General features: G+C 71.5%; 22 protein-coding genes. 12 read left to right on the top strand and 10 right to left on the bottom strand.

Annotation, left to right across the window (positions count from 1 at the left end; translation table 11 throughout):
* Positions 1–82: 82 nt before the first annotated feature.
* Positions 83–865: an alpha/beta fold hydrolase gene (locus ACQEUX_RS07810; protein WP_433043390.1), complete on the bottom strand. Its 783-nt coding sequence runs from the start codon at positions 863–865 to the stop codon at positions 83–85.
* A gap of 109 nt (positions 866–974) precedes the next feature.
* Entirely contained in the window at positions 975–2,570 is a 1,596-nt protein-coding gene (locus ACQEUX_RS07815; protein ID WP_433043393.1) for a beta-N-acetylhexosaminidase, read from the bottom strand.
* Positions 2,571–2,782: 212 nt separating this feature from the next.
* On the opposite strand from ACQEUX_RS07815, the gene zwf reads away from it, so the two are divergent.
* The 4 genes from zwf (at position 2,783) to ACQEUX_RS07835 (ending at position 6,838) form a co-directional block, all read left to right on the top strand.
* Positions 2,783–4,162, top strand: a complete 1,380-nt coding sequence (gene zwf, locus ACQEUX_RS07820) for a glucose-6-phosphate dehydrogenase (RefSeq protein WP_433043396.1) — start codon at positions 2,783–2,785, stop codon at positions 4,160–4,162.
* A 293-nt stretch (positions 4,163–4,455) separates the two neighbouring features.
* Positions 4,456–5,052 (top strand): GNAT family N-acetyltransferase, encoded by a 597-nt coding sequence (locus ACQEUX_RS07825; protein ID WP_433043399.1) that lies wholly within the window; start codon positions 4,456–4,458, stop codon positions 5,050–5,052.
* A 251-nt stretch (positions 5,053–5,303) separates the two neighbouring features.
* Entirely contained in the window at positions 5,304–6,716 is a 1,413-nt protein-coding gene (locus ACQEUX_RS07830; RefSeq protein WP_433043402.1) for an OFA family MFS transporter, read from the top strand.
* Positions 6,713–6,838 carry an MFS transporter small subunit gene (locus ACQEUX_RS07835; RefSeq protein WP_433043405.1) on the top strand — a complete coding sequence of 42 codons (126 nt, stop codon included), beginning with the start codon at positions 6,713–6,715 and terminating at the stop codon, positions 6,836–6,838. Before ACQEUX_RS07830 ends, ACQEUX_RS07835 begins: the two co-directional genes overlap by 4 nt.
* A 46-nt stretch (positions 6,839–6,884) precedes the next feature.
* Here ACQEUX_RS07835 and ACQEUX_RS07840 read toward each other — a convergent pair whose 3' ends face one another.
* The gene (locus ACQEUX_RS07840) at positions 6,885–7,613 is read right to left on the bottom strand and encodes an SDR family oxidoreductase (protein ID WP_433043408.1); all 729 of its coding nucleotides are present in this window, start codon (positions 7,611–7,613) and stop codon (positions 6,885–6,887) included.
* A 90-nt stretch (positions 7,614–7,703) separates the two neighbouring features.
* Between ACQEUX_RS07840 and ACQEUX_RS07845 the strand changes: the two genes are divergently transcribed.
* From ACQEUX_RS07845 to ACQEUX_RS07855, 3 genes are all read left to right on the top strand, one after another.
* Positions 7,704–8,537 carry a patatin-like phospholipase family protein gene (locus ACQEUX_RS07845; RefSeq protein ID WP_433043411.1) on the top strand — a complete coding sequence of 278 codons (834 nt, stop codon included), beginning with the start codon at positions 7,704–7,706 and terminating at the stop codon, positions 8,535–8,537.
* 45 nt (positions 8,538–8,582) lie between these two features.
* On the top strand, positions 8,583–9,044 hold the full coding sequence (locus ACQEUX_RS07850) for a peroxiredoxin (protein WP_433043414.1): 462 nt from the start codon (positions 8,583–8,585) through the stop codon (positions 9,042–9,044).
* Between the two features lie 86 nt (positions 9,045–9,130).
* Positions 9,131–9,817 carry a hypothetical protein gene (locus ACQEUX_RS07855; RefSeq protein ID WP_433043417.1) on the top strand — a complete coding sequence of 229 codons (687 nt, stop codon included), beginning with the start codon at positions 9,131–9,133 and terminating at the stop codon, positions 9,815–9,817.
* 16 nt (positions 9,818–9,833) lie between these two features.
* On the opposite strand, the gene ACQEUX_RS07860 is transcribed toward ACQEUX_RS07855, so the two are convergent.
* Positions 9,834–10,286, bottom strand: a complete 453-nt coding sequence (locus ACQEUX_RS07860; protein ID WP_433043420.1) for a MarR family winged helix-turn-helix transcriptional regulator — start codon at positions 10,284–10,286, stop codon at positions 9,834–9,836.
* Positions 10,287–10,381: 95 nt separating this feature from the next.
* On the opposite strand from ACQEUX_RS07860, the gene ACQEUX_RS07865 reads away from it, so the two are divergent.
* Positions 10,382–10,837 (top strand): hypothetical protein, encoded by a 456-nt coding sequence (locus tag ACQEUX_RS07865; RefSeq protein ID WP_433043423.1) that lies wholly within the window; start codon positions 10,382–10,384, stop codon positions 10,835–10,837.
* 47 nt (positions 10,838–10,884) lie between these two features.
* Here the strand turns inward: ACQEUX_RS07865 and ACQEUX_RS07870 are convergent, their stop codons facing one another.
* The 3 genes from ACQEUX_RS07870 to ACQEUX_RS07880 all read right to left on the bottom strand — a co-directional run bounded on the left by ACQEUX_RS07870 (position 10,885) and on the right by ACQEUX_RS07880 (position 14,679).
* Complete coding sequence (locus ACQEUX_RS07870; protein WP_433043426.1) at positions 10,885–12,078, bottom strand: GNAT family N-acetyltransferase; 1,194 nt, start codon at positions 12,076–12,078, stop codon at positions 10,885–10,887.
* Positions 12,079–12,253: 175 nt separating this feature from the next.
* Complete coding sequence (cydB, locus tag ACQEUX_RS07875) at positions 12,254–13,252, bottom strand: cytochrome d ubiquinol oxidase subunit II (protein WP_433043429.1); 999 nt, start codon at positions 13,250–13,252, stop codon at positions 12,254–12,256.
* A 14-nt stretch (positions 13,253–13,266) separates the two neighbouring features.
* Positions 13,267–14,679, bottom strand: a complete 1,413-nt coding sequence (locus ACQEUX_RS07880) for a cytochrome ubiquinol oxidase subunit I (RefSeq protein ID WP_433043432.1) — start codon at positions 14,677–14,679, stop codon at positions 13,267–13,269.
* A 200-nt stretch (positions 14,680–14,879) separates the two neighbouring features.
* Here ACQEUX_RS07880 and ACQEUX_RS07885 point away from each other — a divergent pair, with 200 nt between their 5' ends.
* Entirely contained in the window at positions 14,880–15,653 is a 774-nt protein-coding gene (locus ACQEUX_RS07885; RefSeq protein ID WP_433049654.1) for a lysophospholipid acyltransferase family protein, read from the top strand.
* A 30-nt stretch (positions 15,654–15,683) separates the two neighbouring features.
* Here the strand turns inward: ACQEUX_RS07885 and ACQEUX_RS07890 are convergent, their stop codons facing one another.
* Positions 15,684–16,520 (bottom strand): nitroreductase/quinone reductase family protein, encoded by an 837-nt coding sequence (locus tag ACQEUX_RS07890; RefSeq protein WP_433043435.1) that lies wholly within the window; start codon positions 16,518–16,520, stop codon positions 15,684–15,686.
* 342 nt (positions 16,521–16,862) lie between these two features.
* Between ACQEUX_RS07890 and ACQEUX_RS07895 the strand changes: the two genes are divergently transcribed.
* Genes ACQEUX_RS07895 through ACQEUX_RS07905 form a run of 3 tightly spaced genes read left to right on the top strand, consistent with a single transcriptional unit; the run spans position 16,863 to position 19,812 of the window.
* Positions 16,863–17,630, top strand: a complete 768-nt coding sequence (locus tag ACQEUX_RS07895) for a glycerophosphodiester phosphodiesterase (RefSeq protein ID WP_433043438.1) — start codon at positions 16,863–16,865, stop codon at positions 17,628–17,630.
* Positions 17,631–17,647: 17 nt separating this feature from the next.
* Complete coding sequence (locus tag ACQEUX_RS07900) at positions 17,648–19,039, top strand: MFS transporter (RefSeq protein ID WP_433043441.1); 1,392 nt, start codon at positions 17,648–17,650, stop codon at positions 19,037–19,039.
* Positions 19,040–19,095: 56 nt separating this feature from the next.
* Positions 19,096–19,812: a thymidine kinase gene (locus ACQEUX_RS07905; protein WP_372471426.1), complete on the top strand. Its 717-nt coding sequence runs from the start codon at positions 19,096–19,098 to the stop codon at positions 19,810–19,812.
* Here the strand turns inward: ACQEUX_RS07905 and ACQEUX_RS07910 are convergent.
* Both ACQEUX_RS07910 and ACQEUX_RS07915 read right to left on the bottom strand, forming a co-directional pair.
* The gene (locus ACQEUX_RS07910; RefSeq protein WP_433043445.1) at positions 19,779–20,999 is read right to left on the bottom strand and encodes a low temperature requirement protein A; all 1,221 of its coding nucleotides are present in this window, start codon (positions 20,997–20,999) and stop codon (positions 19,779–19,781) included. The two genes, ACQEUX_RS07905 and ACQEUX_RS07910, sit on opposite strands and share 34 nt — an antisense overlap.
* On the bottom strand, positions 20,986–21,444 hold the full coding sequence (locus ACQEUX_RS07915) for an Rv0361 family membrane protein (RefSeq protein ID WP_433043448.1): 459 nt from the start codon (positions 21,442–21,444) through the stop codon (positions 20,986–20,988). The genes ACQEUX_RS07910 and ACQEUX_RS07915 overlap by 14 nt, the downstream gene beginning before the upstream one ends.
* Positions 21,445–21,558: the final 114 nt, after the last annotated feature.

Here is a 21,558-nt window from a genome sequence, read left to right on the forward strand (position 1 = left end):
TAGGGCGCACGGGCACTCGTGACAAAAGTCAGGCCCGCACGGCCAGCCGGCACCGAGGATCGCCAGCGGTGGGCGACCGTGGTCAGTGGTGCGTTCGACGCAGCCAGGCCTGGGTGTGTGCGCGCAGCAGAGCCGGTTGCTCGAACGGCAGGTAGTGTCCGGCTTCGTCGATGACGGTGAAGGTGCCGTGGGGATAACAGCGCATGGCGCGGAACTGGTCGGCGTAGCCGACGATCCCGTCCTGTCGGCCGGTGAGCACGCTGACCGGCCCGTTGAAGACGGTGTCCCCGTTCTCGTCGGGAAGCGCGTACTCGGGGCCCGTTCGCAGGTCCTGCTGGAACGTCTCGTCGCCGGGGCCGCCGGACGTGAGGGCGGCGAGCACCGTCGCGACGACGGCTGGAGTGCGATGGCCCAGCGCGGCGTCGAGGTGCGCGCGCAGGTCGGCGGGGGCGTCGTCGAGCCAGTCGGTCGGCGCTGTGGGTGCGTGCGGCTCGGGTAGGGTCCGGCTCGCTGGTGCGATGGTGACGCCCGGGCACACGAGGAGCAGACCGCGGACCAGGTCTGGCCTCTGGCGTGCGATCCCGGCGGCGAGGTAGGCGCCGTACGACGCGCCGGCCAGCAGGACCGGCGCGTCGATGTGGTGGTCGAGCCACGCGCAGACGGTGTCGAGTATGGGCTGGGAGGCGGGGCGGCAGGTCGCTGGAGAGTCGCCGTGGCCGGGCAGATCCAGGTACGTCTCGCGCAGACCCGCGCCGGCGAAGGCGGGGCCGAAGGCTGCGGCTGTGGTGGCGCGGGTCGTGCTGAACATCGGTAGGCAGACGATCATCGGTCCGGTTCCCGCAGTTGTGTCGATCGCCAGCTCCACGCCGGGATCCTAGCGAGTGCGCGCGATGGCTCGACGGCCGCCGACGAGGTGGAGGCGTCGGATCGGGGGCACCGCCTGTGGTGGCGGTGCCCCCGGCCGGGTCATCGGGTCAGATCCATGGCACCTGCGGGGACGGGTAGAAGTCGACCTGCTGTAGGCGCCAGCGGGGTGCCTGCTGCCCCAGTCGGGTGCGGAACGATTCCCAGTTGTGGCTGGCGGTCGTGGACCAGCCGAGTTCGGCGATCGCGGGCAGGCGCGGGAAGGCCATGTATTCGATGTCGTCCAGGGTGCGCAGCGTTTCGGACCACAGCGGGGCCTCGACGCCGAGGACGGCGCTCTCGCCGACGCCGGTGACGCGGGTGGCGGGGTCCCAGCCGTACGCGTCGGCGACCTCGATCAGGCCAGCCCAGCGCAGCCCGAGGCGGGTGTTGGCGTCGTACTTCATGTCCAGGTAGGACTTGTTCGCCGGCGACATGACGACCTTGTTGCCGCGGGCGGCGGCTTCGGCCAGGTCGGCGTTGGTGGTGCCGGTGCCCCAGAACTGTGCGACGACGTCGGTGGGTGGGTCGACCTGCATGATCTCGTTCCAGCCGGAGGCCCGCTTGCCGTACTTCGCGACCAGGGGCAGGACCCGCTGCATGAAGGTGCGGTAGTCCTCGTCGGTGGTCGCGTGGGCCTCGTCGCCACCGATGTGCAGGAACGGCCCGGGTGTGATGGCGGCGAGTTCGCGGATGACGTCCTCGACGAACCGGTAGGTGAGCTCGTCGTCGATGCACAGCGAGCTGTAGCCGACCGCCATGTCGGTGCGCGGGGGCGGTGCGACACCGTCGCAGTTGAGTTCGGGGTACGTCGACTGGGCGGCGTTGGTGTGCCCCGGCATGTCGATCTCGGGGATGACCGTGATGTGCCGCGCGGCGGCGTAGGCGACGACGGCCTTGTAGTCGGCCTTGGTGAGGTATCCGGGGCCGACGCCGTCGACTCCGGTGCCCGGTCCGCCGCCGACGGTGGTGAGGCGGGGCCAGGAGTCGATCTGGATGCGCCAGCCCTGGTCGTCGGTCAGGTGCAGGTGCAGGTAGTTGATTTTGTACTGGCTGAGCAGGTCCACGTAGGCGGTGATGTCGTCGACGGTGTGGAAGTGCCGCGCGAGGTCGAGCATCGCGCCTCGGTACGCGAAGCGGGGGTAGTCGATGATCCGTCCGCCGGGGACCGTCCAGGTGACGCGTTGCCGGTCGGGTGCCTCGACCTCGGCGGGGAGTAGTTGCCGCAGGGTCTGTGTGCCGGCGAACAGCCCGGCGGGGGTGTCGGCCCGGATCGTCACGCCGCGACGGGTGACGTCGAGTTGGTAGCCCTCCTGGCCGACGCGTCCGTCCGCTCCCCCGATGAGCAGGGCGATCTCGGGCAGCGGGGTGGAGCGTACGGGGAGGACGGGCAGGGGGTAGCCGGTGGCGGGGCGCAGGGTCGCGGCGAGTTGATGGCCGACCTGCCAGGCGGCGGCTGAGCCGGGTGTGGTGCGGATGACGGTCAGGGGGCTGACGCGGAACGCGCCGTGGGCGTCGGGTCTGGTTTCGACCGGTGTGGGGATGACGTCGCTCAACTGTCGGGTCGGCGCGGCGGGTGCGGCGGCGGCCGGGGCCGCGGGCAGGATGAGCGGTAGTCCGAGTGCGGCTATCGCCAGCAGCCGTGTGATGGTGTGTCGGCGACGCACGGGCACCTCCAGGCCTCGTCATGATCGATATTTGTCGATCAGACTGGCACGTTACCCGCACCACGCCTGCACTGTAAACCTTCCTTAACATAAGGACCTGGCCGCGCGGCGCTGTCGCCGACCTCACGTGCGTCGTTTGCAGGGAATTCTCGGGGGCGGCGGGGCCGTTGTGCGGTTGGAAGATCAGGTTCACATGATCGAATGGAAGTGCCATGAACACGCGCTCAGACGCGGTAGTGCTGTTCGGCGTCACGGGAGACCTCGTCTCGAAGAAGCTGTTCCCAGCGCTGTACGAGCTGACCCGACGGGACCGCCTCGACGTCCCGGTGATCGGCGTGGCCCGCTCCCCCTGGGATGACCAGCAGCTCGTCACCACGGCCCGCAAGTCGGTCACCGAGGCCAACGACGAGGTTGACGACGAGGCCTTCGACCGGCTGGCGAACAACCTTTCGATGATCTCCGGCAACTACGCGGACCCGGCCACGTACCAGCGGCTGGCGGAGCGCCTGCGCGGCGCCGAGCGGCCGATCTTCTACCTGGCGATCCCGCCGGCGGTGTTCGGCGCCGTCGTCGAGGGCCTCGCGGCGGTCGGCCTGGCCGACCGGGGCCGGGTGATCGTGGAGAAGCCGTTCGGGCGTGACCTGGAATCCTCCCGCGAACTGGATCGCACACTGCGCGCCGCCTTCGACGCGGAGCGCGTGTTCCGCATCGATCACTACCTCGGCAAGGAGGCCGTCGAGGGCCTCTACGCCTTCCGGTTCGCCAACCGGTTGTTCGAGCCGTTGTGGAACAGCGAGCACATCGACAACATCCAGGTCACCCTCGCCGAGGGCTTCGGAACCCAGGGTCGCGCCGGCTTCTACGACACGGTGGGCGCCACCCGCGACGTGCTGCAGAACCACATCCTGCAGGTCGTCGCCCTGATCGCGATGGACGCGCCGGCCGCCGACGACACCGATGCCTTCCGTGCGGCGGAGGTCGCGGTGCTGCGGCAGATCGAGGCGCTGTCGCCGGAGTCCACCGTCCGGGGGCAGTACGCCGGCTACCGCGACGAGCCGGGCGTCGCGCCGGATTCGAACACGGAGACGTTCGTGGCCACCCGGTTGACGGTCGACTCCCCCCGCTGGGCGGGTGTGCCGTTCTACCTGCGCACGGGCAAGTCCCTGCCGGGGACCGCGACCGAGGTCGTGGTCGAGTTCAAGCAGCCGCAGCGCTCGCTCATCCCGGCCGAGCGGGGCACGGCGACCGCCGCGAACCTGCTGCGGTTCCGCCTCGGACGCGGTGACGGCATCACGATGTCGATCCAGGCGAAGAGCCCGGGTGCCGAGGTGACCAGCCGGCCCGTGGACCTGTCCGTCGACTTCGGCGCGGCTCTCGGTCGCCGCCAGGAGGCGTACGAGCGGCTGCTCGACGACGCGATGGACGGGCAGCATCTGCGGTTCGCGCGCGAGGAGACGATCGAGCAGGAGTGGCGCATCGTCGGGCCGATCCTGGATCTGGCGGCCGAGGTGCAGTCGTACGACAAGGGCACCTGGGGTCCGGCGGACGCCGACGCACTGGCCGGCGGCTGGCACACCCCGGACCTGCGGTAGTGGCGCCGGTCACGGTGCCGGCAGGGCCGGCACCGTGGCAGGCTTTGGCAAATGTCAGTTGATCACCAGGACCAGGACACGGTGCGCGCTCTCGCCGAGCTGGCGGAGGCCGAGTTCATGTTCCGGTACGAGTCGGGAGCGCCGGCCGACGTCAGGGACGCGCTCGGAATGTCCGCCACCCGGATGGGTGGCGGAGTCGTGTTGTCGATGCGGCACGACCCGACCGGCTACTGGAGCAAGGCGCTCGGGTTCGGCTTCGCCGAGCCGGTCAGCGGTGACCTGATCGCCCGGGTGTGCGACACCGCGCCCAGGGCACCCCGGCCGCTGTCATCCAGATCGCCCCGGACCGGTTGCCGGCGGGCTGGGACGAGATCTGCGCGCGGGAGAACATCAGTGCGGGAAACACCTGGCTGAAGCTCGCCGGCGAGATCGCCGCCCTGCAGCCCGGCCGCACGGATCTGCGGGTCGGTCCGGTGCCCGACGAGCTGATGGACGAATGGGCCTCGCTGGTGCTGCGCTGCTTCGGGATGCCCGAGGAACACCTGGCGCCGATGCTCGCCGCCAGCGTGCGCGATCCCGGGTTCCGTCCGTTCGCCGCCTGGGACGGCACGGAGATGGTCGCCGCCGCCAACCTGTTCCTGCACGGGGCGGTCGGTTCACTCAACACCGCGGCGACCCTGCCGACGCACCGGGGGCGCGGGGCGCAGTCGGCGCTGTTGGCGGCTCGCGCGGCCGCTGCCGTGGCGGCCGGCTGCCGGTGGGTCACCGCCGAGACGGGACGGCCCGACCCGGGGTCGTCCAACCCGTCGCTGAACAACATGCGCCGTCTGGGTCTCACGCCCCTGTACGAGCGACGCAACTGGGTCTGGCGGGCGGAACCGGCCGCCTAGGAACGGACGCGGACACGGGTCGCCTGCGGACGAGGCCACGCTCGACTCGGTTTCTGGAAATCGTGGTATCCGGCTGCCGGCGACACCCCGATTTCCAGGGAGCGGAGTCGATCACGCGCGCGCCCGCTGGGGCTGACTGACCGCTCAGCTCACCGCAGCGACCGTCCGGCGACGGTGAGGTTTGCCGCTTCCACGTGATGTGGGCACGTTGTGCGCGACGTCTCTCGTCCTCGTCGGAGAGGAAGCAGCGCATGCTTTCCGCACTCGATCGTCGCCACACCGTCGCGCCACCCGGCTACAGCCGGTGGCTCATACCCCCGGCGGCGTTGGCCATCCACCTCTGCATCGGCCAGGTCTACGCGACAAGTGTCTACAAGAACTCACTGATCGCCCACTTCGACACCAGTCAGACCGCGATCGGGGTGATCTTCAGCATCGCGATCGTGATGCTGGGACTGTCCGCCGCGGTCGCCGGGACCTGGGTGGAGGCGAACGGGCCACGCAAGGCGATGTTCGTCTCCGCGTGCTTCTGGGCGGTGGGCTTCCTGGTGGGCTCGTTGGGCATCGCCACGAAGCAACTGTGGCTGCTGTATCTGGGCTACGGGTTGCTCGGCGGCATCGGTCTGGGAATCGGGTACATCTCCCCCGTCTCCACCCTGATCAAGTGGTTCCCGGACCGGCCGGGCCTGGCCACCGGGCTGGCGATCATGGGGTTTGGTGGTGGGGCGATGGTGGCCTCTCCCCTGTCGCGGCAGGTGCTGTCGTTCTACGACCCCGCCTACGACCCGTCCAACGCCGGCTCCACGGCGTCGGGCAGTGCCCTGGTGTGGTTGTTCGTGACGCTCGGCCTGGGCTACTTCGTGATCATGATGTTCGGGGTGGCCAACGTGCGGGTGCCCGCGGAGGGCTGGCGGCCGGCTGGCTTCGACCCGGCGAGTGTGGCGGCGAAACCGTTGGTCACCACGGCGAACGTGTCGGCGGCGAACGCGGTGCGGACCCGCTCGTTCTGGCTGCTGTGGGTGGTGCTGTTCTGCAACGTGACCGCCGGCATCGGCATCCTGGAACAGGCCAGCCCGATGATCCAGGACTTCTTCCGCGACAACGGCACCTCGGCGGTGACCGTCGCGGCGGCCGGCGGGTTCGTGGGTCTGCTGTCGCTGTTCAACATGGCCGGCCGGTTCGCGTGGTCGTCGACCTCGGACGTCATCGGCCGCAAGCCGATGTACATGGTGTACCTGGGTGTCGGCATGGTGCTGTACGCGCTGCTGGCGCTCGTGGGGCAGACCGCGACGGCGCTGTTCGTACTGCTGGCCTGCGTGATCCTTTCCTTCTACGGCGGTGGGTTCGCCACCGTGCCGGCGTACCTGCGGGACCTGTTCGGCACCTTCCAGGTCGGTGCGATCCACGGCCGACTCCTGACCGCCTGGTCGGCGGCGGGGATCGCCGGGCCGCTGATCGTCAACGGGTTCCTCGACGCGCAGGGCAAACCGGGCACGTTGACGGCGGCGGCGTACCGGCCGGCGCTGTTCACCATGGTGGGTGTGCTGGCCGTCGGCTTCGTGGCGAACCTGCTGATCCGGCCGGTGCCGCAGCGCTACCACGAACCATCGGCGGATCGGAACGTCGACGAGGACAAGACGGCGCAAAGGAGCGGCACCCGATGAGCGACGACAGCCGACACGGGCAGCAGGCCCGGTTGTGGATCTCCTGGTTGGTGGTGGCGGCGCTGCTCGGCTACGGGGTGGCCCAGACGGTGCTCACGGCGGCGAAACTGTTCACCCACTGAGGCGCGTGCGGGATGCCGCACTGAGGCGCGGCGTCCCGCACCGCGGTCACAGACCGCCGGAGACGCGCAGCACCGTGCCGGTGGCGTACGAGGCGTCCGGGCCGAGCAGCCAGGCGATGGCGGCGGCGATCTCGTCGGGTTCCCCGGCACGGCCCAGCGGGATGCGCCCGACCGCGGTGTCGGCGCGGTCGGGTACGCCGGAGTCGGCGTGGATGTCGGTGCGCACGATGCCGGGTGCGACCGCGTTGACCCGGATGCCCTTCGGGGCGAGTTCCTTGGCCAGGCCCACGGTGAGGGTGTCGGTGGCGGCCTTCACCGCGGCGTAGTGCACGTACTCCCCCGGGCTGCCGAGGGTCGCGGCGGCCGACGAGACGTTGACGATGGCACCGCCGTCGCCCAGTCGGCGGGCGGCCTGCTGGGCGCAGAGGACGTAGCCGACGAGGTTGACGTCGACCACCCGGCGCAGGTCGTCGACGCGCAACTCGGTGAAGGGCCCGATGGGGCTGGTGACGCCGGCGTTGTTGACCAGGCCGGTGAGCGGGCCGAGTTGCGCGGCGGCGTCGAACAGGGCGCGGACCTGATCGGGGTCGGTGGTGTCGGCGCGTACCGCGACCGCCTGCCGGCCCGTGGCGCGCAGGTCGGCCAGGACGGCGCTGGCGGCAGCGTCGTCGCGCCGGTAGCACAGGGCGATGTCGTGGCCGGCCGCGGCGAGACGGCGGGCGGTGGCCGCGCCGATGCCGCGGCCACCGCCGGTGATCACGGTGACTGGTGCCACGGCGCTCTCCTGGACGTGTCTGGTGGCTGCGATCCGGATGCGCCGACGCTACCGTGACCGGCGCGGGTCGGTCGTCGAGAGGAGAGTCACATGCGGCGGGCGTTGGTGCTCGGTGGTGGCGGGGTGACCGGGGTGGCCTGGGAGTTGGGGCTGCTGGCGGGGCTGGTCGAGCGGGGCGTGCCGGTGACCGAGGCGGATCTGGTGGTGGGTACGTCGGCGGGCTCGGTGGTCGGGGCGCAGGTGTGTTCCGGGTTGCCCCTGGAGCAGTTCTACGCGGCGCAGTTGGCGCCGCCGTCGGGCGAGTTGGCGGTACGGCTGGGCTTCGCGACGCTGGCGCGGCTGGTGTGGGCCGGTGGCCGTACCCGTGACGGGGTGCGCTCACGGGCGCGGATCGGGGCGATGGCGGTGGCGGCGCGTACCCCGTCGGAGGCGTCACGACGCGCGGTGATCGAGGCCCGCCTGCCGGCCCGGGAGTGGCCGGCGCGGCGGCTGCTGGTCACGGCGGTGGACGCGTCCTCCGGTGAGTTCGTGGTGTTCGACCGTGACAGCGGGGTGTCCCTGGTGGACGCGGTGGGTGCCAGTTGCGCGGTGCCCGGGGTGTGGCCGCCGGTGACGGTCGGCGCCCGCCGCTACGTCGACGGTGGAATGCGCTCGGTCGTGAACGCGGACCTGGCGGCGGGCGCGCAGCGGGTGCTGGTGATCGCGCCCACGTCGGCGGCGTTCGGGCCGATGCCCCGGCTGTCGGCGCAGGTGGACGAGCTGCGGGCCGCCGGGTCGCGGGTGGCGGTGGTGACCCCGGACGCGGCGGCGCGTACGGCGATCGGCCGCAACGTGCTGGACCCGGCGCGGCGGGCGGGTGCGGCGCGGGCCGGGCGGGCGCAGGCCGCGGCGCTGGTGGACGAGGTGGCGGGCCTCTGGTCGTGATCGCTTACGCTCACCGCGCGATCGATCGGACAACGGAGGTGCGCGGTGGCGGGTGTGGGTGTCGGCGACGTGGTCGAGGATTTCGAGCTGCCGGATGAGACGGGCACACCGCGGCGGCTGTCGGAGTTCCTGGCGGCGGGGCCGGTGGTGCTGTTCTTCTACCCGGCGGCGATGACCCGGGGATGCACGGCGGAGAGCTGCCACTTCCGGGACCTCGCCGGGGAGTTCACGGCTCTGGGCGCGTCGCGGGTGGGCATCAGCCGCGACCCGGTGGCCAAGCAGGCGGAGTTCTCCACACTGCACGGCTTCGACTATCCGCTGCTGTCGGACGAGGACGGGGCGGTGGCGCGGCGGTTCGGGGTGCGCCGGCGGCTTCCGTTGGGGCCGTTGAGCACGAAGCGGATGACGTTCGTGATCGGCACGGACCGGCGGATCATCGAGGTGATCCACAGCGAGGTCAGCATGAACGACCACGCGGACCGGGCGCTGCGGGCCCTCGGCGGCTGAGTGGGCGCGAGCCCCCGTGCGGCGGGTGTCGCAGCCGGCTGGTATCAAGACAGCAAAATCAAACAGGTGTACGGAAGAGGGTAGCGATGGATGCCGGCCAGGGTTTGTCCACCAACGAGGTGCAGAGCATCCGGGAGGCGTTGGCGGCGGGGCGTAAGCCGAGGGTGGTGTTCACCGCCTCGGCGGGGCAGATCGCCGGTCAGGTCGGTCAGGTGATCGAGTTGACCGACCCCGAGGTGTCCGACGAGTTCGTGGTGGTGCGTTTCGGCCGCGACGAGTTGCCGTTCTCCCCCGCCGATCTGGCCATGGCGCCCAAGGGCGTGACGCGTCGGGTGGTGGAGCCGAAACCGGAGCCGGAGCCGCAGGAGTCGCCCGCGCCGGTGGTGCCGGAGTTCGTGTTGGACACGCCGCGGGTGCCCGCGCAGCGACAGGAGGAGCCGAAGGTGGAGCAGACGGAGAAGCCGCCGGCGCGGCGGGCGGTCAAGGCCGTCAAGCCGAAGGGCCCGGCGGGTCTCACGGTGACGCTGGCGTACGCCGACGGTGAGTGGACCGTCGCCGCGCAGCAGGGCACCAAGGCCCTGGCGAAGCCGTACGTGGTGAAGCCGGCCGAGGCGTTGAAGATGGTGGCCCTGGTCGACGTGCCGGGCGTGCAGGAGGCGGTGGAGCAGATCCTCGGCACCGAGCGGGCTGAGGCGGAGCAGCAGGCGGAGAAGCTGCGCGCGGAGCTGGCCGAGATCGAGGCACGGCTGGCGGAGCTGCGCGAGGCCCGCTGAGGGTCGAGCCGTCGCGTCACGACCGGCTGTGGTGCTCCAGCAGTCGGGTGAGCAGTCGGGTCAGCTGTTCACGCTCACTCGTGGACAGTGGCGCGAGCAGGTCGCGCTGCACGCGGTCGACGGTCTCGCCCATCCGGCGTGCCTCGTCGGCTCCGGTGTCGGTGATGCTGATGACGTTGCGGCGGCGGTCGGCCGGGTCGGGGGCTCGTACGACGAGTCCCCGCCCGGCCAGGTCGTTGATGGCCGCCACCACGTCGCTGCGGTCGATGGCACAGCGGCGGCCCAGGTCGGCCTGACTGGCGGGGCCGTCCTCGGCCAGGGAGGCGAGCAGTCGGTAGTGGTAGCCGCGCAGGTCATGCGCGGCGAAGCCCTCGCTGACCAGGCGGGCCGCGTGGCTGGCGGTCTGGTTGAGCAGCCAGCTCGGCGCGGTGCGTAGCCCGGCGGGTGACTGCGGGGCGGTGGACTCCATGGCCGAAGCCTAACAGGAACCGTTGGCACGACCCACGATCCATGCTACGTTGGCTAAACCAACGTTGGCGCAGCCAACATTTCGAAGGAGGCATCGTGTCCACCACTCCCACCCTCAACGGGCAGGTCATCGGCAGGGCCCACTACGCCACCCGGGCACTGCTCGAACGTGCCGTCGCCCCGCTCGGGCTCAGCTTCGTGCAGGTCCTCGCGCTCAACGTCCTCACCGACGGCGCCGTCGAACGCGAACGGCTCGTGCACCGCATCACCAGCACCCTCAAGGTCGACGAGCGGACGGTGCACGAGGTGATCGCCCAACTCGTCGACGCCGGCCTCGCCCTCGTCGACGACGGCTCGTCGACGAACGCCGAGGCGCGGGTGCGGCTCACCGACACCGGTCACGCCACGCAGGGCCGCGTCTCCGCCGCCGTCACGGACATCGCCGCAGGGCTGTACGGGGACATCCCGGCCGACGAGGCGAGCACGGCCGCCCGGGTTCTCACCCTGGTGACCCAGCGCGCGAACGACCAGCTGGCGGCGACCCCGGCCTGACCGCACCGCCGCCGCCAGGCGGTCGGCGCTCCGCTGGAAAGCAGCCGTCAGAAGTAGTCGAGCAACTGCGCCGGTCCGCCAGCCCCCAGCAGGTCGAGGGCGGCCGGGTCGACACCGGCGCCGTGGTGCAGCAGCCCGGCCTGCGCGACCGAACGGGCGTACGCGGCTCCGGCGTAGAGCAGGGCGAAGCCGCGTACGTCCAGCCGCAGGTCCGCCTCGCCGCCGATCCGGGTCAGCTCGGCAGCGCCGTCGGCGACGGTCAACCGCCAGGTGCCGCTGTTCCACTCGGCGAGCTGGTCGGCGAGGGTGAAGTCGACGCTGCCCCGGGCGTGGGCGGGCCAACCGCGCGCGCTCACCGCCCGGGCCACGTCGACCGGCCGGTGCATCCACAGATCCCGTTCGTGCTCGCGGGCCGACTCCAACGGCAGGTGGGTGCTGACCGCGTCGCCGTCGAGCGGGCACAGCCGCAGGGTCGGTGCGACGCTGGCCCAGCTGCCGAGCACCCCGACGATCTCCCGGGCCGCGTCGGCGGTGCTGGCCAGGGCCTCGTCGACGGTGAGCACGGAGTCGGCACCGTAGCCCCGGCCCCGCCGCCAGGTGGCGTAGCCGACGAGGTCCCCGTCCTCCTCGACCAGGGTCAGTCCGTCGCCGGGCAGGCCGCCGTCGGCGGCGTGGACGTCGAACAGCTCGCCCCGGCGGGTGAGCGGGCCGTTGCGGTGTCGGGCGACCCGCTCGTACAGGGCGGCGACGGCCGGCAGGTCGGCGGGCGTGCCGGCGCGGACGGTCAACCGGGGGTCCGGCCGGTGCCGGGGCAACGCCACGGTCGGCAGGTCGACGGTACGCAGCACGCCGGTGGCCTCCCAGCCGCACGCGCGGTAGGGCGCGGCGACGGTCGGGTACAGCGCACTCAGCGCCGCACCCCGTTCGTGGGCGCCGCGCAGCAGCGCGGTGAGCATGGCCCGGGCCACGCCGCGGCCCCGCGCCTCGGGAGCGACCGCCACGCCGGCGACGTCGGCGGCGGGCACCACCCGCCCCGACCACCACTGGTCGTGGTGCAGGTCGACGGCCTTGCCGACGAGCCGACCGGCGTCGTCGAACGCGCCGTAGCGGGTCAGACCGGGCACCGGCCTGGTGACGTGCGGCGGTCGCTGCGGGTCGGATCCGAAGGCGAACCGGCCCAGCTCCCAGGCGGCGTCGAGGTCGTCGGCGGTGAGTTCGCGGACGTGTACGGCGGTCGGCATCGGCACACCGTAGCGAGGCGGGTCCGCACCGACAGCCGATTTACGCCGGCATGATGGACGCGACCCGCGATCTTGCAGTTACTGCCGCCGCATCAAGGGCATTCCACGCATCTCGGCGACCGGAACTGCAAGATCGCGGGCGCGCCCCGGGGACGCCGACCCCGCACCCCGCCGGTCAGTGCTGCGGGATGTTGGCCACGCCGATGCGCTTGCGGAACACCCAGTAGGTCCAGCCCTGGTAGGCCAACACCACCGGAGTGAAGATCACCGCCACCCACGTCATGATCTTCAGGGTGTAGGGGGTGGAGGCGGCGTTGGTGGACGTCAGCGTGCCGGCCGCGTCCAGGGTGGAGGGCAGCACGTTCGGGAACAGCGCGGCGAACAGGGTCGCCACGGCCAGGCCGATCGCGACGGCGGTTCCGGTGAACGCCCAGCCCTCCCGGCGTACCCGGGCGGCGGCGAGGCCACCGAGCAGGGCGAGGGCGGCGCCGACGGCGAGCACGACGGCGGCCGCGCTGGAGCGGATGGTCAGCGTCCAGCTCAGGAACCCGACCGCCAGCACGGCGGCCCCGACGCCCAGGCGCACCGCGAGGGCGCCCGCGCGCTCGCGGATGTCACCGGTGGTCTTCAGGGCGATGAACACCGCGCCGTGGGTGAGGAACAGCGCGAGCGTGGTCGCGCCACCGAGCAGGGCGTACGGGTGCAGCAGGTCGAGCAGGCCGCCGACGTACTCGTGCTCGGCGTCCAGCGGTACACCGCGCAGGATGTTGGCGAAGGCGACGCCCCACAGGATCGCCGGCAGCAGCGAGCCGACCACGATCGCGGTGTCCCAGCGGCGCTTCCAGGACGCCTCGGGGCGCTTGTGCCGGTACTCGAAGGCCACCCCCCGGGCGATCAGGGCCAGCAGGATCAGCAGCAGCGGCAGGTAGAAGCCGGAGAAGAGGGTGGCGTACCACTCGGGGAACGCGGCGAACATCGCGCCGCCGGCGGTGATCAGCCAGACCTCGTTGCCGTCCCAGACCGGGCCGATGGTGTTGATCAGGACGCGGCGTTCCCGGTCGTCGCGGCCGAGCACGGGCAGCAGCATGCCGACGCCGAAGTCGAAGCCCTCCAGGATGAAGTAGCCGGTGAACAGCACGGCGACGAGGAGAAACCAGATGGTGGTCAGTTCCACGATGGGCTCCGGGATCAGTAGGCGAAGGCGAGCGGGCGCTCGGCGTCGTCGGTGTCGTCGGTGGGGGGCTGTTCGCTGACGTCCGGTACGCCGGCCTTGGCGTAGCGCAGCAGCAGCTTGACCTCGATCACGGCGAGGGTGGCGTAGATCAACGTGAAGGCGGTGAACGAGGTGAGCACCTCGGCCAGCGAGACGCTGCGGGACACACCGTTGCGGGTGAGCATCTCGCCGAAGACGATCCACGGCTGGCGGCCCATCTCGGTGAAGATCCAGCCGAAGGAGTTGGCCAGCAGCGGCAGCACCGGCATGGCCAGCCCGGCGCGCAGCAGCCACTTGCTGTTCGGGGTGCGGCCCTTGCGCTGGCTCCAGAGCACCAGCAGGGCGATCGCGCCGGCCGCCATCCCGAAGGCGATCATGAAGCGGAAGCTCCAGTAGGTGACCGGGATGATCGGGGTGTAGCTGCCCGCTCCGTACTGGGTGGCGTACTGGGCCTGCAGGTCGTTGATGCCGTGCACGGTGCCGTTCGGGTCGCCGGTGCCCAGGTACGACAGCAGGTACGGGATCTTGAGGGCGAACACCTCGCGGCTGCCGTCGAGGCTGCCGATGGTGAGGACGGAGAAGGAGGCGGGGCTCTCGGTGGTGTAGAGGCCCTCGGCGGCGGCCATCTTCATCGGCTGCACGTCGGTCATGATCTTGCCCTGGATGTCGCCGGTGAACAGCACGGCGGCCGAGGCGACCAGGACCACCCAGGAGCCGAACTTCGTGGCGAAGCGGTAGGCACCGAAGTCGGCGGAGTCGCGGTTGCGGATCACGTGCCACAGGCCGACCGCGACGATCAGCGAGCCGGCGACCAGGAACGAGCCGGCCAGGGTGTGCGGGAAGGTGATCAGGGCGACCTTGTTGGTCAGCACGGCCGGGAAGTCGGTCAGCTCGGCGCGCCCGCTGTCCGGGTTGATCCGGAAGCCGACCGGGTTCTGCATGAACGAGTTCGCCGCGAGGATGAAGTACGCGCTGAGGTTGGTGCCGATCGCGGCGGCCCAGATGCTGGCCAGGTGCGCCCGTTTGGGCAGCCGGTCCCAGCCGAAGATCCACAGGCCGATGAAGGTGGATTCGAGGAAGAACGCCACCAGCGCCTCGATGGCCAGGGGGGCACCGAAGATGTCGCCGACGAAGCGGGAGTAGTCGCTCCAGTTCATGCCGAACTGGAACTCCTGCACGATGCCGGTGACCACGCCCATGGCAAAGTTGATCAGGAAGAGCTTGCCGTAGAACTTGGTGAGTTTGAGGTAGCGCTCGTTGCCGGTGCGGTGCCACATCGTCTGCAGGATGGCCACCAGCACGGACAGGCCGATGGTCAGCGGAACGAAGAGAAAGTGGTAGACGGTGGTGACACCGAACTGCCAACGGGCGACGTCCAACGCGTCCACCTGAACCCCCAGCTGTTCATACTACGAGACGTAGTAAATACTACTGCTCGTCGTAGAGGAACGGGCAGGGCCAGGCGGCCCGAACCGACCCGGGACCAATGACCTTGATCACCCGGGCCGGCCGACCCGGCGACAAGCCGCCGGGCAACCAGCCGACCCACCCTCGCGACCCCGCCGGCGCGTGCGACGATGGCGCGCTGATGGACAACGCGCACTCCCCCTGGCAGCCACCGCTGATCTGGCGCGCCGCCCAACGGCTCGCCCGCGCCCTGGTCGGGGCGCTCGCCCGCCTCGAGGTCACCGGCGACGTCCCGGCGCACCTACGCCGCGGGCCGCTGGTGCTCGCCGCCAACCACATCAGCCCGTTCGACCCGGTCGTGATGGCCGCCGCCTGCCAGACCCGCGGCATCGCCCCACGGATCATGGCGACCGCCGGGCTGTTCCGCGCCCCGGTGCTCGGCGCCGCGATGCGCCGGGCCGGGCACATCCGCGTCGACCGGGGCACCAGCGCCGTACACCGGGCACTCGACGACGCCGCCACCGCCGTCGCCCACGGGTCGGTGATCCTCATCTACCCCGAGGGGCGCATCGGCCTCGACCCCGGCATGTGGCCCGAACGCGGCAAGACCGGCGCCGCCCGACTCGCCCTGGCCTGCGGCGCCCCGGTCGTCCCGGTCGCCCAGTGGGGTTCCCACGAGGTGCTGCCCTACCAGGCGCCCCGGGGAATACTGCGCGGCATCGCCCGCTCACTGTGGCGCCGCCCGGTGATCCGGGTGCACTTCGGCACGCCCGTCGACCTGGGCGAGACGGTGGCCGCCAGCCCCGGCGCCGCCCGCCGGGCCACCGACCGGATCATCGACGCGCTCACCGACACCCTCGCCCCGTTGCGTCCCGACGAACCCGACCTGCCCCGGCACGTCGACCCCGGCCGCCCGACCGACCCCGGCCGCACCCACCGCCGCTGGCCGGGCTGACCCACCCCGGGCCAGCCCGACCGGTACGCGTCAGCCGGCGGCGTTGAGCAGCGGCACGAGCTGCTCCTCCTCGTACGCCAGATGCGCCTGCACCTGGTCGGTGAGCCGGGCCACCTCGCGGCGCAGCACCTCCCGGTCCGGCTGTGGGATGCCCAGCACGGCGCGCAACTCGTCCAGCACGGCCGCCATCGCCCGGTGCTCCGCATCCAGCTGGGCCAGCACCGGGGCCAGGTCCGGCCGCTGGTCGGCCAGCCAGGCGAAGAGGCCGGAATCCTCGCGCTCATGGTGGCCCCGCAGCCCCTGGCACAGGGTCAGGCAGTTGACCCGCAGCTGCGCGCCGACGTGCGGCCCCGCCTTGTCGACCTCCTGGCGGATCAGCGCGAGTTCGCGCCGGAACGCGTCGTGCACGGCGACCAGCGCCGCGCCCGGCGCGCCCGACGGTGGTGTCGGCGGCCCGGGCAGCGGCGTCAGCGCCACCACCGGCAGCTCGCGCCCCGCCCGGTCCTGGTACTCGCCCCAGCCGGGGTCCGCCGCCAGTGCCCGGGCGAAGACGTTGTCGCGGTCGGCCCCGGTCAGCACCTCGGCGAGGGCCCGGTAGCTGAACACCCCGTCCTCCACCGTGACCAGCGGATCGGCCAGCAGGTTGCGGAACCACTGCGGGTGGCGCGGCGCGCCCCCGGCGGAGGCGATGACCAGGACCCGCTCGCCGCCGTCGGGCAGGTAACCCAGCGGGATGGTGTGCGGTGCGCCGGTGCGGGCCCCGGTGGTCGTGAGCAGGAGCAGGCGGGCGTTCTCGAACCAACCGCCGACGCGGCCGCCGTTCGCGCGGAACTCCGCGATGACGTCGTCATTGAAGGTGTGTGGCATGTGACTCCCAGGAAGGGATCGCCGCGTCACGACACGGCGAGCACAGGACAGGAATGGTGGGCCACGCGGCGACGACACGGCCGCGTGAGCGCGAACCCGAGACGGGACGGATGAGGCGGCGAAACACCTCGACTCGGCGGACCTCGGGCCCGCCCGGGGGTCACTCGCCCGCCGGGTGCCCTGTCCGCTCGTGGCCCATGGCCGACCCGGCAGTCACGGCTCCGAACCTAGTGGGCGTCCCCGCACGGCGGCAACCCGGATCGGACCGCGCTCGGACACCATTGCGGCGATCGTCGCCGGGAGGACATCCGCGGTCCACCGGCGGCAGGCATACTGCGTCGCGTGCTGACCCGATTCGGCTACCTCGACGCGCCCGCGCCGCTGGCGTTCGCCCACCGTGGCGGCGCCGCCGAGGGCGACGAGAACACCGCCGAGGCGTTCGCCCGGGCCATCGGGCTGGGCTACCGGTACGTGGAGACCGACGTGCAGGCCACCAGGGACGGCGTGGCGGTGATCTTCCACGACCCGACACTGCGCCGGGTCACCGGGGAGGACGGGCGCATCGCCGACCTGAGCTGGGCCGACCTGGCGTCGGTGCGGGTCGGCGGCGCGGCCGTCGTACCCCGGCTCGACGAGGTGCTGGGCGCCTGGCCGCAGGTCCGCTTCAACATCGACGTGAAGGCCGACGGCGGCGTCGAGCCGACGGTCGCGGCCGTGACCCGGGCCGGCGCCGCCGACCGGGTGCTGCTCGCCTCGTTCAGCGACGCCCGCCTGACCCGGTTACGCGCGCTCACCGGCGGACGGATCGCCACCAGTCTCGGCATGCGCGGGGTCGCCCGGCTGCGACTCGCCTCCCTGCACGGCCGCCCGCTGCGCCTGCCCCCGTCGGTGGTCGCCGCGCAGGTGCCGCCGCGCTACGGGCGGGTGCCGGTGGTGGACCGCCGGTTCCTCGACTACTGCCACCGGATCGGGCTGCAGGTGCACGTCTGGACGATCGACGAACCAGCCCAGATGCACGACTTACTGGATCGTGGTGTGGATGGCATCATGACCGATCACGTCGGCGTGCTGCGCGACGTCTACCGCAGCCGCGGCCACTGGGCCGCCTGACCATCCAAGGACCCCCGATGGCCGAGACCGTGACCCCCGCGGTGGACGACACCCCGCCCCCGGCGAGCACTCGCCGCGAACGCAGGGGTTGGTACATCTACGACTGGGCCAACTCCGCGTTCCAGACCACGGTGATCACCGTGTTCCTCGGCCCGTTCCTGACCACGGTCGCCGAGTTGGCCGCCGGCTGCGAGCTGGGCGCGGACACCTGCGACGGTTTCGTGTACCCGCTGGGCATCAAGGTCGCCGCCGGGTCCTACTACCCGTACCTGATCTCGCTGTCGGTGTTCCTCACCGTGTTCGTGCTGCCCGTCATCGGGGCGATCGCCGACCGGTCGGCGCACAAGAAGCGGCTGCTCGGCGGCGCCGCGTTCACCGGTGCCGGCGCGACCATCCTGATGGCCTTCGTCACCGGTGACCGCTACCTGCTCGGCGGGGCTCTCTTCCTGATCGCCAACATCTCCTTCGGCGCCGCGATCGTGGTCTACAACTCGTTCCTGCCGCAGCTCGGCGGTCCGGACGAACGCGACGGCATCTCCAGCCGCGGCTGGGCGCTGGGCTACCTCGGCGGTGGTCTGCTGCTGGCGCTCAACCTCGTCGCGATCACCCTGCTCGACGAGGGCGACAACCCGCAACGCACCCTGGACCTGGCCCGCTGGTCGATCGTGTCCGCCGGGGTCTGGTGGGCGGCGTTCACGCTGGTGCCGCTGCGCTGGTTGCGCGAACGCCCCACCGCGGCGGCGCTGGCCCGGCGCGGCAACGTGCTCACCGACGGGTTCCGCCAGCTCGGCCGCACCATGCGGGAGATCAAGGCGTACCCGCTGACGCTGTACTTCCTGCTCGCCTTCCTGGTCTACAACGACGGCATCCAGACCGTCATCACCCTGGCCAGCCAGTACGGCACCGAGGAGCTACGTCTGGAGCAGAGCACCCTGATCGTCACGATCCTGCTGGTGCAGTTCCTCGCCTTCGGCGGCGCGTTGCTCCTGGGCGCGCTGGCCAGGCGCCTGGGCGCCTGGAAGACCGTGCTGCTGAGCCTGGTGCTCTGGACCGGTGTGATCATCGCCGCGTTCCGGTTGCCCGCCGAGGCGCCGGTGCCGTTCATGGTCCTCGGTGCGGCCATCGGCCTGGTCCTCGGCGGCAGCCAGGCGCTGAGCCGGTCGCTGTTCAGCCAGCTCATCCCGGCCGGGAAGGAAGGCGAGTACTACGGCTTCTATGAGATCAGCGACAAGGGCACCAGTTGGCTCGGCCCGCTCGCCTTCGGCCTGGTGTTCCAGCTCACCTCGTCCTACCGGGTGGGCCTGGTCTCACTGCTGATCTTCTTCGTGGTCGGTTTCCTGCTCCTCGCCGCCGTGCCGATCCGCCGTGCCATCGTCGCTGCGGGCAACACGCCGCCCCGGGTGCTCTGAGCACGCATCCCGCACCCGACCGATTCGGGCTTGTCAATGGGCTAGGCTGCCCGACCGTGACCGACGACGACGCCACCGCCCCGACCTGCCTGGCCCACCCGTTCCCCGGCCAGCCACACGCACCGGCCGGGTGCGCGGCTGCGCGCGGGCTCGACGGGCGACCGGTGCACGCGGCGGCGTTGAAGTTCTTCTGGGGGCCGATGGACTGCGGCAAGTCCACGATGGCGCTGCAGATGAACTACAACCACGCTCGGCAGGGCCGTCGTGGGCTGGTCACCACCCGCATCGACCGGTCCCTGGGGCCGCAGGTCACCACCCGGATCGGGCTGGCCCACGAGGCCATCGAGGTCACCGACGACCTGGACCTGCGGGCCCTGGTCCGCGGCCGGTGGGCCGACGGGGTACGCGTCGACTACCTGATCTGCGACGAGGCGTGCTTCTACACCGTCGAACACGTCGAGCAGATGGCCGAGCTGGTCGACAGCTACGACGTCGACGTGTTCGCGTTCGGCCTGGCCACCGACTTCCGGTCCCGCCTGTTCCCCGCCGCGCAGCGCCTGTTCGAGCTGGCCGACGAGGTGGCCCGCATCCAGGTCGAGGTGCTGTGCTGGTGCGGCCGGGAAGGTCTGCTCAACGCCCGCGTCGTCGACGGGCGCGTCGTCCGTGAAGGGGCGCAGGTCGTCATCGGCGACACCGTGGACACCGCCGAGGTGCGCTACCAGGTGCTCTGCCGCCGGCACTACCGCAGCGGCGACCTCGGCCCCCGCGACTGAGGCGCCGGCCGCCCCGCCATCCCGTCGGCCACGATCACCGCCATGGTCACCACCAACGCCGTCGTGGCGCACGCCGCGAGCGGGACCCCCAGCCCCGCGCAGACCGGTATCAGCGCCGCCAGCACCACCACCGCCGTGATCCGGTTGGTCGGTACGGTCCGCCACAGCACCGCCTTGTAGGCGGCGTGACCGGCGAGGAACAGCGCCGGACCGCCCAGGGTGAACAGCGCGGCGACCGCGGTGGCGGGGGCGCCAGGTTCGCGCAGGAGCCGCTCGTCGCCCGCCGAGGTGACGATGATGCCGGCGACCATCACGGGGTGCAGGTAGTTGAACGCCAGCCGGCCCAACGCGCCGGTGCGCTCACCGGCGCGGGCGATGACCTCCGCCGCCGCCGGGGCCGACCGGGCGAAATACACCCACCACAGCGCCACCGAACCCGCGAACGCCAGCACGAACGCACCGGACATCGTCAGGTCCAGGTGCTGCGCGAGGGTGCTCCCGGTGACGAGAATCGACTCACCCAGGGCGATGAGGATGAACGCCTGGCACCGCTCAGCCAGGTGCCCGCCCTCCACCATCCACCGCTCGGCGGGGCTACGGCCGAGACCGGGCACCGGGAACCCGGTCGACAGGCCGATCACCTCGATAACGATCGCCGCCGCCCACAGCGCCTCCTGGAAGGCTCCGCCGACCACGGCGCCGAGCACCACGAGCAGCGACGTCCCGGCGAACCACAGCAGCGTCTTCTGAAACCCGTCGACCAGCCAGGGCTGGCCCTGCACCGCCCACAACGCGAACACGGTGCGGCCCACCTGCATGGTCAGGTAGACCAGCGCGAAGACCAGCCCGCTGCCGGCGAACGCCTCGGGGATCGCCGCCGAGAGCAGCAGGCTGCCCAGCATCAGCGCGATCAGCAGCGCCCGTACCGGTGCCTGGTCGGGTCGCAGCCAATTCGTCCCCCAGGCGGTGTAGACCCACACGAACCAGAGCAGCGCCAGCACGAGCGTGGTGCGTGCGGCGCCACGCCAGTCCGGGTGCGCGATCAGGTAATGCGCCAACTGGGTGATGGTGAAGATGAAGACCAGGTCGAAGAAGAGCTCCGTCGACGTGGTCGGCTCCACCCCCCGACGCTCGCGCAGCAACCAGGGCCGCTTCAGCCGGACGACCGGCTGTTCAGAAGGGGTCACCGCACACCCGCCAGCCCCCGTCCTCGCGGACCACCGGCAGGCGACGTTCCTCGCTGAGGCCGCCGGAGCGGGTCACCGTCACGGTCACCGTGCCGTGTGGTCGCCCGCTTCGGGTCGCGACCGACACGTCGGTGATCTCATAGTCGGTCACCATCGGCGGGGTACGCACCCAACTGGTGAAGCCGATCGCGCTCCACCGACTACGCGCGTCCTCGCAGAGCCGCTCGTACGCCCGGTCGCTGTCACCGAGGGTCACCTCGTTGAGGAACTCGTCAGCGGTTTCCCGGATCGGGCCGGCGGCCTGACGGACGGTCTGTAGGTTCCAGGCGCCCAGCCCGGCCGCTCCGACGCAGCAGAACGCCACACCGAACCCGACGAAGGCCAGCCCGGTGCGCATCGGGCGGTTGCGCCGGGCCGGACGGCTCCACGGCTGGCCGGCACCCACGACTACCGACCGTAGAGAACGCGATCGCACTGGAGCATGACAAGCCGAAAACTGGGTGCACCCGACGGGCGGGTGTGCCCTGTTCGGACCGGCCACGGATCGTCTACCGTCGGC

The sequence above is a fragment of the Micromonospora sp. CA-259024 genome (assembly GCF_050936255.1).
GTDB lineage: Bacteria > Actinomycetota > Actinomycetes > Mycobacteriales > Micromonosporaceae > Micromonospora.